A 13,673-nucleotide genomic window follows, 5' to 3' on the forward strand; every position below is an offset into this window, starting at 1 on the left:
GCTTAACTGCCTACGTGATAAATACGGAACCGAGAATCTGATGAGTGACTATAAATCAACCCTGAATTTGCCGGAAACAGGGTTCCCGATGCGCGGCGATCTCGCCAAGCGCGAACCGGGAATGCTGGCGCGTTGGACCGATGATGACCTGTACGGCATCATTCGTGCAGCCAAAAAAGGCAAAAAATCCTTCATTCTGCATGATGGCCCTCCATATGCGAATGGCAGCATTCATATTGGTCACTCGGTTAACAAGATTCTGAAAGACATTATCGTGAAGTCCAAAGGCCTCGCGGGATATGACTCGCCTTACGTTCCGGGCTGGGACTGCCACGGTCTGCCAATCGAGCTGAAAGTGGAGCAGGAGTTTGGCAAGCCGGGTGAGAAGTTCACCGCCGCCGAGTTCCGTGCGAAGTGCCGCGAATACGCCGCTACGCAGGTTGACGGTCAGCGCGCTGACTTCATCCGTCTGGGCGTGCTGGGCGACTGGTCGCACCCGTACCTGACCATGGACTTCAAAACCGAAGCCAACATCATCCGTGCGCTGGGTAAAATCATCGGTAACGGCCACCTGCACAAAGGCGCTAAGCCGGTGCACTGGTGCGTGGACTGCCGCTCTGCGCTGGCAGAAGCGGAAGTGGAGTATTACGACAAAACCTCTCCATCTATCGACGTGGCCTTCCAGGCCGTCGATCAGGATGCGGTGAAGGCCAAATTTGGCGTGTCGTCCGTTAACGGCCCAATCTCTTTGGTTATCTGGACCACCACCCCGTGGACCCTGCCTGCGAACCGTGCGATCTCCCTGTCCGGTGAGTTCGAATACGCGCTGGTTCAGGTTGAAGGTCAGGCGGTTATCCTGGCGAAAGATCTGGTTGAAAGCGTGCTGAAGCGTGCGCATATCATCGACTACACCGTGCTAGGCACCGTGAAAGGTGACGCGCTGGAGCTGATGCGCTTCAAACATCCGTTCCTGGACTTCGACGTTCCGGCGATCCTCGGCGACCACGTGACGCTGGAAGCGGGTACCGGTGCGGTACATACCGCCGGTGGCCACGGTCCTGACGACTACAACATCAGCCTGAAGTACGGTCTGGAAATTGCTAACCCGGTGGGCCCGGACGGATCTTACCTGCCTGGCACCTATCCGGCGCTGGACGGCATCAACGTCTTCAAAGCGAACGACATCATCGTCGACATGCTGCGCACCAGCGGCGCGCTGCTGCACGTTGAAAAAATGCAGCACAGCTATCCGTGCTGCTGGCGTCACAAGACCCCGATCATCTTCCGTGCGACCCCGCAGTGGTTCGTCAGCATGGATCAGAAGGGCCTGCGCGAGCAGTCTCTGAAAGAGATTAAAGGCGTGCAGTGGATCCCTGACTGGGGCCAGGCGCGTATCGAATCCATGGTGGCTAACCGTCCTGACTGGTGTATCTCCCGTCAGCGTACCTGGGGCGTACCGATGTCTCTGTTCGTACATAAAGAGACGCAGGAGCTGCACCCGAACACCCTGGAACTGATGGAAGAAGTGGCGAAACGTGTCGAAGTTGACGGCATTCAGGCGTGGTGGGATCTCGACGCCCGCGACATCCTGGGCGCTGACGCAGACAATTACGAGAAAGTGCCGGATACCCTGGACGTGTGGTTCGACTCCGGATCTACCCACTCTTCCGTGGTTGACGTGCGTCCGGAGTTTGCCGGTCACGCTGCCGACATGTATCTGGAAGGCTCTGACCAACACCGCGGCTGGTTCATGTCATCTCTGATGATCTCTACCGCCATGAAGGGTAAAGCGCCTTACCGTCAGGTACTGACTCACGGGTTCACCGTGGATGGTCAGGGCCGTAAGATGTCCAAATCTATCGGTAACACCGTTTCTCCGCAGGACGTGATGAACAAGCTGGGCGCAGACATTCTGCGTCTGTGGGTGGCGTCGACCGACTACACCGGCGAAATGGCGGTATCTGACGAGATCCTGAAACGTGCTGCCGACAGCTATCGTCGTATCCGTAACACCGCGCGCTTCCTGCTGGCGAACCTGAACGGGTTCGATCCGGCAAAAGACATGGTGAAACCGGAAGAGATGGTCGTGCTGGACCGCTGGGCGGTAGGCTGCGCGAAAGCGGCGCAGGAAGATATCCTGAAGGCCTATGAGTCTTATGACTTCCACGAAGTGGTGCAGCGTCTGATGCGCTTCTGCTCCATTGAGATGGGCTCGTTCTACCTCGACATCATCAAAGACCGCCAGTACACCGCGAAAGCGGATAGCGTGGCGCGTCGTAGCTGCCAGACCGCGCTGTTCCATATCGCAGAAGCGCTGGTACGCTGGATGGCGCCGATCATGTCCTTCACCGCGGATGAAATCTGGGGTTATCTGCCGGGCGACCGCGAGAAGTATGTCTTCACCGGCGAGTGGTACGAAGGTCTGTTCGATCTCTCCAGCACCGAAGCGATGAACGATGCCTTCTGGGACGAGCTGTTGAAAGTGCGTGGAGAAGTGAACAAGGTTATCGAGCAGGCGCGTGCTGATAAGAAAGTCGGCGGCTCTCTGGAAGCGGCAGTAACCCTGTACGCGGAGCCAGAGCTGGCGGCGAAGCTGACGGCGCTGGGCGATGAATTACGATTTGTCCTGTTGACCTCCGGTGCGAAAGTTGCGGATTATGCCGATGCTTCTGCTGATGCTCAGCAGAGCGAACTGCTCAAAGGACTGAAAGTCGCGCTGAGCAAAGCCGACGGTGAGAAATGCCCGCGTTGCTGGCATTACACCACCGATGTTGGCCAGGTGGCGGAACACGCAGACATCTGCGGACGCTGTGTAAGCAACGTCGCCGGTGACGGCGAAAAACGTAAGTTTGCCTGATGAGTAAAACTCTCTGTTCAACAGGACTGCGCTGGCTGTGGCTGGTTGTGGTGGTGCTGATTATCGATCTGGGCAGCAAGTTCCTGATCCTCCAGAATTTTGCTCTGGGGGAGACGGTTCCGCTGTTCCCGTCACTTAACCTGCACTACGCACGTAACTACGGCGCAGCGTTCAGTTTCCTTGCCGATAGCGGTGGCTGGCAGCGCTGGTTCTTTGCGGGTATCGCTCTCGGTATCTGCGTGATCCTGGCTGTGCTGATGTACCGCTCGAAGGCGACGCAAAAGCTGAATAACATCGCCTACGCGCTGATCATTGGCGGCGCGCTGGGCAACCTGTTTGACCGCCTGTGGCACGGCTTTGTGGTCGATATGATCGACTTCTACGTCGGCGACTGGCACTTCGCGACCTTTAACCTCGCCGATAGCGCTATTTGCATCGGTGCAGCGTTAATCGTGCTGGAAGGCTTCTTGCCGAAACCCGCCGCGAAAGAGCAGGCGTAAAACCAGCCGGGTGGCGCTGCGCTTACCCGGCCTACGGTTAATGTAGGCCCGGCAAGCGCAGCGCCACCGGGCAAAACAAGCGAGCAATTTGCATGTCTAAATCCGTACAGAGCAACAGCGCGGTTCTCGTCCACTTCACGCTGAAGCTGGATGACGGCTCCACGGCCGAATCCACCCGCAATAACGGCAAACCGGCCCTGTTTCGTCTTGGCGATACTTCCCTGTCTGAAGGTCTTGAGCAGCAGCTTCTCGGTCTGAAAGAGGGTGAGAAAAAAGCCTTTTCGCTGGAGCCGGATGCCGCGTTTGGCGTGCCAAGTCCCGATCTGATCCAGTATTTCTCGCGCCGTGAGTTCATGGACGCGGGCGAACCGGAAATCGGGGCGATTATGCTCTTTACCGCTATGGACGGCAGCGAAATGCCTGGCGTGATCCGCGAAATCAACGGCGATTCGATTACCGTTGATTTCAACCATCCGCTTGCCGGGCGTACCGTTCATTTTGATGTTGAAGTGCTGGAAATCGATCCTGCACTGGAGGCCTGAAATGCAGATCCTGTTGGCTAACCCGCGCGGCTTTTGCGCCGGTGTAGACCGCGCTATCAGCATTGTTGAAAACGCGCTGGAGATTTACGGCGCGCCGATTTATGTACGTCACGAAGTGGTGCATAACCGCTACGTGGTTGACAGCCTGCGCGAGCGCGGCGCCATATTTATCGAGCAGATCAGCGAAGTGCCGGACGGTGCGATCCTGATCTTCTCCGCGCACGGCGTCTCCCAGGCGGTACGTAACGAAGCGAAAAGCCGCGATCTGACCGTATTCGATGCCACCTGTCCACTGGTGACCAAGGTGCATATGGAAGTGGCGCGCGCCAGCCGTCGTGGTGAAGAGTCGATTCTGATTGGCCACGCCGGTCACCCGGAAGTTGAAGGCACCATGGGCCAGTACAGCAACCCGGAAGGGGGGATGTATCTGGTTGAGTCGCCTGAAGATGTCCTGACGCTGAACGTGAAAAATGAAGCCCGTCTGTCGTTTATGACCCAGACGACGCTCTCCGTAGACGATACCTCAGACGTGATTGACGCCCTGCGTCAGCGCTTCCCGAAAATCGTCGGTCCGCGTAAAGATGATATCTGCTATGCGACCACTAACCGTCAGGAAGCGGTGCGCGCACTGGCTGAACAGGCGGATGTGGTGCTGGTGGTCGGCTCCAAAAACTCGTCTAACTCCAATCGCCTGGCCGAACTGGCGCAGCGCATGGGGAAGGCAGCGTTCCTGATTGATGACGCGTCGGATATTCAGGAAGCGTGGGTTAAGCATGCGGCCTGTGTCGGCGTGACGGCCGGGGCGTCTGCGCCAGATATTCTGGTTCAGAACGTCATTTCCCGTTTGCAGGAGCTGGGCGGTGGCGAAGCGGTGCCGCTGGAAGGACGTGAGGAGAACATCGTTTTCGAAGTCCCGAAAGAACTGCGCATTGATGCCCGCGAAGTTGAATAGTCCCTTTTCTGATGAAAGGCCAGCACCTCCTGTGCTGGCCTTTTTTTTAACCGTTACTTTATCGTGACGACAAAATCATGTCTTTTACTGATATTTAAGTCGGTTTCACGTTAAATTCTAATTATCGGTGTTTTCAGTTGGCAGTGCTTCTCAAGGCTGGTTAATCTGAAAACGGTTTACATCATTTTAACGTAAGAGAATAACTATGCATGATGCACAGATCCGTGTCGCCATTGCGGGCGCGGGTGGACGTATGGGCCGTCAGCTTATTCAGGCGGCTCTTCAGATGGATGGCGTCGCGCTTGGCGCGGCCCTGGAGCGTGAAGGTTCTTCACTTCTGGGGACCGATGCCGGTGAGCTGGCGGGCGCAGGCCACACGGGCGTTACCGTGCAAAGCAGCCTGGAGGCGGTAAAAGAGGACTTCGATGTCTTCATCGATTTTACCCGCCCGGAAGGGACGCTCACGCATCTGGCGTTTTGCCGTCAGCACGGCAAGGGGATGGTGATCGGCACCACCGGTTTTGACGACGCGGGCAAGCAGGCTATCCAGGATGCATCAAAAGAGATTGCGATTGTCTTCGCCGCAAACTTCAGCGTGGGCGTTAACGTCATGCTGAAGCTGCTGGAGAAGGCCGCGAAGGTGATGGGCAACTATACCGATATTGAGATCGTAGAAGCTCACCACCGTTACAAAGTTGATGCGCCATCAGGTACGGCGCTGGCGATGGGCGAAGCGATTGCGCATGCACTCGATAAAGATTTAAAAGAGTGCGCGGTCTATACCCGCGAAGGTCACACCGGCGAACGCGTACCGGGCACCATTGGTTTCGCCACCGTGCGAGCGGGTGACATTGTCGGCGAACACACGGCGATGTTCGCCGATATTGGTGAACGTGTCGAGATTACGCATAAAGCCTCCAGCCGAATGACATTTGCTAACGGCGCCGTACGCTCCGCTTTGTGGCTGAAAAATAAGAAAGATGGCCTTTTTGATATGCGAGATGTGCTCGATCTCAACAATTTGTAAGCATTATTACCCATCGTGATGTGGTTATTGCAGTCGTAATTGTTTGATTGCATAGGGCAATATTTTATTGCCCTTTTATTTTGACTGTTTCAATGTTAATCAGGCTATAAGCCTATAAAAACCTATCTATTGCTGCGTATTAACGTTGCTGAAATGTAAATTTTGACCATTTGGTCCACTTTATGATGCTCCATCCGCTGATTTTTTATTAAACCAGGCGCGCAAGCGTTTTCCGCAGTGATTTACCTGATCTTTTTGTCGCTTAAGCCTCATTCCTCTCGCCAGGCCTGCAAAAGACTAAACAAAATATCCGTTTTAAGTTGACTTTTACCCACCAAATCCCCAGAATGCCGCCGTTTGCCAAAAATCCGCTGGCAACACATTTGCATTGATCCATGACATGGTTATGAATTAATATGCAAATAAAGTGAGTGAATATTCTCTGGAGGGTGTTTTGATTAAGTCAGCGCTATTGGTTCTGGAAGACGGAACCCAGTTTATCGGTCGGGCCATAGGGGCAACGGGTTCGGCGGTTGGGGAAGTCGTTTTCAATACTTCAATGACCGGTTATCAAGAAATCCTCACTGATCCTTCCTATTCTCGCCAAATCGTTACTCTTACTTATCCTCATATCGGCAATGTCGGCACCAATGCTGCTGACGAAGAATCTTCTCAGGTACATGCGCAAGGCCTGGTCATCCGCGATCTGCCGCTGATTGCCAGCAACTTCCGCAATACCGAAGACCTCTCTTCTTACCTGAAGCGCCATAACATCGTGGCGATTGCCGATATCGATACCCGTAAGTTAACGCGTCTGCTGCGCGAGAAAGGTGCACAGAACGGCTGCATCATCGCGGGTGATAACCTCGATGCGACGCTGGCGCTGGAAAAAGCGAAAGCCTTCCCGGGCCTGAACGGCATGGACCTGGCGAAAGAAGTGACTACCGCTGAAGCCTACAGCTGGACTCAGGGTAGCTGGACGCTTTCAGGCGACCTGCCGGAAGCGAAAAAAGAGAGCGAGCTGCCGTTCCACGTGGTGGCCTACGATTTCGGCGCCAAGCGCAACATCCTGCGCATGCTGGTTGACCGCGGCTGCCGCCTGACGGTGGTGCCGGCACAAACGTCTGCCGAAGACGTGCTGAAGATGAATCCGGACGGTATTTTCCTGTCCAACGGCCCTGGCGACCCGGCGCCGTGCGATTACGCTATCGCCGCCATTAAGTCCTTCCTGGAAACCGACATCCCGGTATTCGGCATCTGTCTCGGCCATCAGCTGCTGGCCCTGGCGAGCGGTGCGAACACCGTTAAGATGAAGTTCGGCCACCACGGTGGTAACCACCCGGTGAAAGACATCGATAACAACACGGTGATGATCACCGCGCAGAACCACGGCTTTGCCGTCGATGAAGCCTCAATGCCGGCTAACCTGCGCGTGACCCACAAGTCGCTGTTCGATGGCACCCTGCAGGGCATCCACCGTACCGATAAGCCAGCGTTCAGCTTCCAGGGCCACCCGGAAGCCAGCCCGGGCCCACACGACGCCGCGCCGCTGTTCGATCACTTCATCGAACTTATCGAGCAATACCGTAAGACCGCTAAATAATCAGGAGCCGAGAAGACAATGCCAAAACGTACAGACATAAAAAGCATCCTGATCCTTGGCGCTGGCCCGATCGTGATCGGCCAGGCCTGTGAATTCGACTACTCCGGCGCGCAGGCGTGTAAAGCCCTGCGCGAAGAGGGTTACCGCGTTATCCTGGTGAACTCTAACCCGGCGACCATCATGACCGACCCGGAAATGGCTGATGCAACCTACATCGAGCCGATTCACTGGGAAGTGGTGCGTAAAATCATCGAGAAAGAGCGTCCGGACGCAGTGCTGCCAACCATGGGCGGCCAGACGGCGCTGAACTGTGCGCTGGAGCTGGAGCGTCAGGGCGTGCTGGCCGAGTTCGGCGTGACCATGATTGGTGCGACCGCCGACGCGATTGATAAAGCAGAAGACCGTCGCCGCTTCGACGTGGCGATGAAGAAAATCGGCCTCGACACCGCGCGCTCCGGTATCGCACACAACATGGAAGAAGCGCTGGCCGTTGCGGCTGACGTGGGCTATCCGTGCATCATCCGTCCATCGTTCACCATGGGCGGCACCGGCGGCGGCATCGCCTACAACCGCGAAGAGTTCGAAGAGATTTGCGAACGCGGTCTGGATCTCTCCCCAACCAAAGAGCTGCTGATTGATGAATCGCTGATTGGCTGGAAAGAGTACGAGATGGAAGTGGTGCGTGATAAAAACGACAACTGCATCATCGTCTGCTCTATCGAAAACTTCGATGCGATGGGTATCCACACCGGTGACTCCATCACCGTTGCGCCAGCTCAGACCCTGACCGACAAAGAGTATCAAATCATGCGTAACGCCTCGATGGCGGTACTGCGTGAAATCGGCGTGGAAACCGGCGGTTCTAACGTGCAGTTCTCCGTTAACCCGAAAACCGGTCGCCTGATTGTTATCGAAATGAACCCGCGCGTGTCCCGTTCCTCCGCACTGGCCTCTAAAGCGACCGGCTTCCCGATTGCGAAAGTGGCGGCGAAGCTGGCGGTGGGCTACACCCTCGACGAGCTGATGAACGACATCACCGGTGGCCGCACGCCTGCGTCCTTCGAGCCGTCCATCGACTACGTTGTCACCAAAATTCCACGCTTCAACTTCGAGAAATTTGCAGGCGCGAACGACCGTCTGACCACCCAGATGAAATCTGTCGGTGAAGTGATGGCGATTGGCCGCACGCAGCAGGAATCCCTGCAGAAAGCGCTGCGCGGTCTCGAAGTGGGCGCGACCGGCTTCGACCCGAAAGTGAGCCTGGACGACCCGGAAGCGCTGACGAAAATCCGTCGCGAGCTGAAAGACGCGGGCGCAGAGCGTATCTGGTACATCGCCGATGCCTTCCGTGCGGGCCTGTCCGTCGACGGCGTGTTCAACCTGACCAACATCGACCGCTGGTTCCTGGTGCAGATTGAAGAGCTGGTGCGTCTGGAAGAGCAGGTGGCTGAGCTGGGCATCACCGGCCTGGACGCCGACTTCCTGCGCGTGCTGAAGCGTAAAGGCTTCGCCGATGCGCGTCTGGCTAAGCTGGCGGGCGTGCGTGAAGCGGAAATCCGCAAGCTGCGCGACCAGTATGACCTGCACCCGGTCTACAAGCGTGTGGACACCTGTGCGGCGGAGTTCTCGACCGACACCGCCTACATGTACTCCACCTATGAAGACGAGTGCGAAGCGAACCCGTCCGTCGACCGCGACAAGATTATGGTGCTGGGCGGCGGTCCAAACCGTATCGGCCAGGGCATTGAGTTCGACTACTGCTGTGTGCACGCCTCCCTGGCGCTGCGTGAAGACGGTTACGAGACCATCATGGTCAACTGTAACCCGGAAACCGTATCGACCGACTACGACACCTCTGACCGCCTCTACTTCGAGCCGGTTACCCTGGAAGACGTGCTGGAAATCGTGCGCATCGAGAAGCCAAAAGGCGTTATCGTGCAGTACGGCGGCCAGACCCCGCTGAAGCTGGCGCGCGCGCTGGAAGCAGCAGGCGTGCCGGTTATCGGTACCAGCCCGGATGCGATTGACCGTGCGGAAGACCGCGAGCGTTTCCAGCAGGCGGTTGACCGTCTGAAGCTGAAACAGCCGGCGAACGCCACCGTCACCGCCATTGAGATGGCCGTTGAGAAGGCGAAAGAGATTGGCTACCCGCTGGTGGTGCGTCCTTCGTACGTACTGGGCGGCCGCGCGATGGAAATCGTGTATGACGAAGCCGACCTGCGCCGCTACTTCCAGACCGCGGTGAGCGTGTCCAACGATGCGCCAGTGCTGCTCGACCGCTTCCTCGACGACGCGGTTGAAGTGGACGTGGACGCCATCTGCGACGGCGAAATGGTGCTGATTGGCGGCATCATGGAGCACATCGAGCAGGCAGGCGTACACTCCGGTGACTCAGCCTGTTCTCTGCCCGCGTACACCCTGAGCCAGGAAATCCAGGACGTGATGCGCCAGCAGGTGCAGAAGCTGGCCTTCGAGCTGCAGGTTCGCGGTCTGATGAACGTCCAGTTCGCGGTGAAAGACAACGAAGTCTACCTGATTGAAGTGAACCCGCGTGCGGCACGTACCGTACCGTTCGTCTCCAAAGCCACCGGCGTACCGCTGGCGAAAGTGGCGGCGCGCGTGATGGCGGGCCAGACGCTGGCGCAGCAGGGCGTGACCAAAGAGATCATTCCACCGTACTACTCGGTGAAAGAAGTGGTGCTGCCGTTCAACAAATTCCCGGGCGTTGACCCGCTGTTAGGGCCAGAAATGCGCTCTACCGGGGAAGTGATGGGCGTAGGCCGCACCTTCGCTGAAGCGTTCGCGAAGGCACAGCTGGGCAGTAGCTCCACCATGAGAAAATCAGGCCGTGCGCTGCTCTCCGTTCGTGAAGGCGACAAAGAGCGCGTGGTTGACCTGGCCGCCAAGCTGCTGAAACAGGGCTTCGAGCTGGATGCAACCCACGGTACGGCGATTGTGCTGGGCGAAGCCGGCATCAACCCGCGTCTGGTGAACAAGGTGCATGAAGGTCGTCCGCACATTCAGGATCGTATCAAGAATGGCGAATACACCTACATCATCAACACCACCGCAGGCCGCCAGGCGATCGAAGACTCCAAGCTGATTCGCCGCAGCGCGCTGCAGTACAAAGTGCACTACGACACCACCCTGAACGGCGGTTTCGCAACGGCCATGGCGCTGAACGCGGATGCTACCGAGAAGGTGATTTCAGTGCAGGAAATGCACGCGCAGATTAGCAAGTAAGTAAAAATGCCCGGTGCCGTTCGGCTGCCGGGCATTCTCCCCATCTTCAGAACCTTCTGGTTTTTCATCCGCTTTCAGTCAGTTAGCCTAAAATCATTAGGTCGATAACGAAATTCAACTGAGAGCAGGGGAAAACACCATGCAAAATAAATTACTGATCGCTTCCGTTCTGGCTGCCACGACAATGTTTACCGTTGCGGGCTGTTCGTCCAATCAGGCCGTAAAAACCACCGATGGCAAAACCATTGTTACCGACGGAAAACCGCAGGTAGATGACGATACCGGTCTGGTGTCGTACAAAAACGCCGAAACCGGTCAAACCGAGCAGATCAACCGTGACCAGGTGAAATCGATGGGCGAGCTGGATAACTAATTCAGAATTCTGACGTAAGCCCGTCAATAATATTCACTATTAGCCTGTTGAATTACTGACTACACTCTTTTGTTAAAAGAAAGCAGTAACAACAGGCTAATCAATGATTCTGATAATTTATGCCCATCCTTATCCGCAGCACTCGCATGCGAATAAGCGGATGCTTGAGCAGGTAAGGACGCTTGATAACGTAGAGATACGTTCCCTCTATCAACTCTATCCCGATTTTAATATCGATATCGCCGCCGAACAGGAGGCGCTTTCCCGTGCCGATCTGATTATCTGGCAGCATCCCATGCAGTGGTATAGCACGCCCCCGCTCCTGAAACTGTGGATTGATAAAGTCTTCTCCCACGGCTGGGCGTATGGCCACAACGGCAATGCGCTAAAAGGGAAAAGCCTGATGTGGGCGGTCACCACCGGCGGCGGGGAAAGCCACTTTGATATCGGTTCCTTCCCGGGTTTTGACGTCCTGGCACAGCCGCTGCAGGCGACTGCGCTGTATTGCGGTCTGAACTGGCTCCCGCCGTTTGCGATGCACTGCACGTTTGTCTGCGACGATGAAACGCTGCAGGCGCAGGCTCGCCATTATAAACAACGCTTACTTGAGTGGCAGGAGGCGCACCATGGATAGCCATACGCTGATACAGGCGCTGATTTACCTTGGCGCAGCGGCGCTGATTGTGCCCGTGGCGGTACGCCTGGGGCTGGGCTCTGTTCTCGGCTACCTGATTGCGGGCTGCGTCATTGGGCCGTGGGGTTTTCGACTGGTGACGGATGCAGAGGCGATTCTCCATTTCGCTGAAATCGGCGTTGTGCTGATGCTCTTTGTGATTGGCCTGGAGCTCGATCCGCAGCGGTTGTGGAAGCTTCGCGCATCGGTATTTGGCGGTGGGGCACTGCAGATGGTGGCCTGCGGCCTGCTGCTGGGCGGGTTCTGCATCCTGCTGGGCATGGACTGGAAAGTGGCAGAGCTCATCGGCATGACCCTGGCGCTCTCCTCAACGGCCATTGCCATGCAGGCGATGAACGAACGAAATCTGACGGTATCCCAGATGGGACGTAGCGCGTTCTCGGTGCTGCTGTTCCAGGATATTGCCGCTATCCCGCTGGTGGCGATGATCCCGCTGCTGGCGGCCAGCGGTTCCTCTACCACGCTGGGCGCTTTCGCGCTGTCGGCACTGAAGGTGGCGGGCGCACTGGCGCTGGTGGTGCTGCTTGGTCGCTACGTCACCCGTCCGCTGCTGCGGTTCGTTGCCCGCTCGGGCCTGCGCGAAGTGTTCAGCGCCGTGGCGCTGTTCCTGGTGTTCGGCTTTGGTCTGCTGCTGGAAGAGGCCGGGCTGTCGATGGCGATGGGGGCGTTCCTCGCAGGCGTTCTGCTGGCGAGTTCTGAATACCGTCACGCGCTGGAAAGCGATATCGAGCCGTTCAAAGGGTTGCTGCTGGGGCTGTTTTTCATTGGTGTGGGGATGTCCGTCGACTTCGGCACGCTGGTGACGCACCCGCTGCGGATCGTCATCCTGCTCGTCGGCTTCCTGATCATTAAAATGGTGATGCTGTGGCTGATTGCGCGTCCATTAAACGTGCCGACCAGGCAGCGCCGCTGGTTTGCCGTGCTGCTGGGGCAGGGGAGTGAATTTGCGTTCGTGGTCTTTGGCGCCGCGCAGATGGCAAACGTGCTCGATCCCGAGTGGGCGAAAGCGCTGACGCTGGCGGTCGCACTGTCGATGGCGGCGACGCCTGTGCTGCTGGTGGTGCTGACGCGTCTGGAAAAATCGGACAGCGAGCAGGAGCGCGAAGCCGATGAGATTGATGAGGAGCAGCCGCGCGTCATCATCGCCGGATTTGGTCGCTACGGGCAGATCGTCGGGCGTTTATTACTCTCCAGCGGCGTGAAGATGGTCATCCTCGATCACGATCCCGACCATGTCGATACCCTGCGTAAATTTGATATGAAGGTGTTTTACGGGGATGCCACCCGCGTCGATCTGCTGGAATCCGCCGGGGCGGCAAAAGCCGAGGTATTGATTAACGCCATTGACGATCCGGAGACCAGCATGCAGATGGTGGAACTGGTTAAAGAGCATTTCCCGGAACTGACCATTATCTCCCGCGCGCGCGATGTGGATCACTACATCAGGCTGCGACAGGCGGGCGTAGACGCACCGGAGCGTGAAACGTTCGAAGGTGCGCTGAAGTCTGGCCGTATGGCGCTGGAAAACCTGGGGCTTGGCGCGTACGAAGCGCGCGAACGGGCGGACCTGTTCCGTCGCTTTAATACCGAGATGGTTGAAGAGATGGCGGCGATGGCGGGCAGTACGGCCACCGAGCGCGCGGCGGTGTTTAAACGCACCAGCGCGATGCTGACGGAAATCATTAACGAGGACCGTAACCACCTGTCGCTGATCCAGCGCCATGGCTGGCAGGGCACGGAAGAGGGCAAGCATACCGGCGATCCGGCTGACGAGCCCGAGAGTAAACCTTCCGCGTGAAGTGGAGTTGCCAGCAATATTAAAAAATTTCTTTATCTTTACCCTGCCGCCAGTCGACGAAAGATTAAGCTTTCCGTATAGTGG

10 protein-coding genes are annotated in these 13,673 nt (G+C 57.0%); all 10 read left to right on the plus strand.

Going from position 1 to position 13,673, the window contains the following annotated elements; genetic code table 11:
* Positions 1 to 40 precede the first annotated feature (40 nt).
* Positions 41 to 2,857 carry an isoleucine--tRNA ligase gene (gene ileS, locus ACDO57_RS15150; RefSeq protein ID WP_370884212.1) on the plus strand — a complete coding sequence of 939 codons (2,817 nt, stop codon included), beginning with the start codon at positions 41 to 43 and terminating at the stop codon, positions 2,855 to 2,857.
* Complete coding sequence (lspA, locus tag ACDO57_RS15155) at positions 2,857 to 3,357, plus strand: signal peptidase II (RefSeq protein WP_008502034.1); 501 nt, start codon at positions 2,857 to 2,859, stop codon at positions 3,355 to 3,357. Before ileS ends, lspA begins: the two co-directional genes overlap by 1 nt.
* A gap of 92 nt (positions 3,358 to 3,449) precedes the next feature.
* A complete protein-coding gene (gene fkpB / locus ACDO57_RS15160) occupies positions 3,450 to 3,899 on the plus strand; it encodes an FKBP-type peptidyl-prolyl cis-trans isomerase (protein ID WP_003856450.1) in 450 nt (149 codons plus the stop codon).
* Position 3,900: 1 nt separating this feature from the next.
* Positions 3,901 to 4,851 (plus strand): 4-hydroxy-3-methylbut-2-enyl diphosphate reductase, encoded by a 951-nt coding sequence (gene ispH, locus ACDO57_RS15165; RefSeq protein WP_024907425.1) that lies wholly within the window; start codon positions 3,901 to 3,903, stop codon positions 4,849 to 4,851.
* 205 nt (positions 4,852 to 5,056) lie between these two features.
* Positions 5,057 to 5,878: a 4-hydroxy-tetrahydrodipicolinate reductase gene (gene dapB, locus ACDO57_RS15170; protein ID WP_024907426.1), complete on the plus strand. Its 822-nt coding sequence runs from the start codon at positions 5,057 to 5,059 to the stop codon at positions 5,876 to 5,878.
* A gap of 454 nt (positions 5,879 to 6,332) precedes the next feature.
* The gene (carA, locus tag ACDO57_RS15175) at positions 6,333 to 7,481 is read left to right on the plus strand and encodes a glutamine-hydrolyzing carbamoyl-phosphate synthase small subunit (protein ID WP_024907427.1); all 1,149 of its coding nucleotides are present in this window, start codon (positions 6,333 to 6,335) and stop codon (positions 7,479 to 7,481) included.
* Positions 7,482 to 7,499: 18 nt separating this feature from the next.
* Positions 7,500 to 10,724: a carbamoyl-phosphate synthase large subunit gene (carB, locus tag ACDO57_RS15180; protein WP_024907428.1), complete on the plus strand. Its 3,225-nt coding sequence runs from the start codon at positions 7,500 to 7,502 to the stop codon at positions 10,722 to 10,724.
* Between the two features lie 139 nt (positions 10,725 to 10,863).
* Positions 10,864 to 11,097 (plus strand): YgdI/YgdR family lipoprotein, encoded by a 234-nt coding sequence (locus ACDO57_RS15185; RefSeq protein WP_023310357.1) that lies wholly within the window; start codon positions 10,864 to 10,866, stop codon positions 11,095 to 11,097.
* A 103-nt stretch (positions 11,098 to 11,200) separates the two neighbouring features.
* Positions 11,201 to 11,731, plus strand: coding sequence for a glutathione-regulated potassium-efflux system oxidoreductase KefF (gene kefF, locus ACDO57_RS15190; protein ID WP_024907429.1), 531 nt, complete (start codon positions 11,201 to 11,203; stop codon positions 11,729 to 11,731).
* Positions 11,724 to 13,589, plus strand: a complete 1,866-nt coding sequence (gene kefC / locus ACDO57_RS15195; RefSeq protein WP_061715984.1) for a glutathione-regulated potassium-efflux system protein KefC — start codon at positions 11,724 to 11,726, stop codon at positions 13,587 to 13,589. Before kefF ends, kefC begins: the two co-directional genes overlap by 8 nt.
* Positions 13,590 to 13,673 lie beyond the last annotated feature (84 nt).

It is taken from the genome of Enterobacter cloacae complex sp. 2015409 (assembly GCF_041365315.1).
Lineage (GTDB): Bacteria > Pseudomonadota > Gammaproteobacteria > Enterobacterales > Enterobacteriaceae > Enterobacter > Enterobacter pseudoroggenkampii.

Coding starts and splice junctions, on each gene's coding strand:
- kefC (WP_061715984.1), top strand. CDS start 11,724: ATGGATAGCCATACGCTGATACAGGCGCTGATTTACCTTGGCGCAGCG.
- fkpB (WP_003856450.1), top strand. CDS start 3,450: ATGTCTAAATCCGTACAGAGCAACAGCGCGGTTCTCGTCCACTTCACG.
- kefF (WP_024907429.1), top strand. CDS start 11,201: ATGATTCTGATAATTTATGCCCATCCTTATCCGCAGCACTCGCATGCG.
- dapB (WP_024907426.1), top strand. CDS start 5,057: ATGCATGATGCACAGATCCGTGTCGCCATTGCGGGCGCGGGTGGACGT.
- ispH (WP_024907425.1), top strand. CDS start 3,901: ATGCAGATCCTGTTGGCTAACCCGCGCGGCTTTTGCGCCGGTGTAGAC.
- ileS (WP_370884212.1), top strand. CDS start 41: ATGAGTGACTATAAATCAACCCTGAATTTGCCGGAAACAGGGTTCCCG.
- ACDO57_RS15185 (WP_023310357.1), top strand. CDS start 10,864: ATGCAAAATAAATTACTGATCGCTTCCGTTCTGGCTGCCACGACAATG.
- lspA (WP_008502034.1), top strand. CDS start 2,857: ATGAGTAAAACTCTCTGTTCAACAGGACTGCGCTGGCTGTGGCTGGTT.
- carB (WP_024907428.1), top strand. CDS start 7,500: ATGCCAAAACGTACAGACATAAAAAGCATCCTGATCCTTGGCGCTGGC.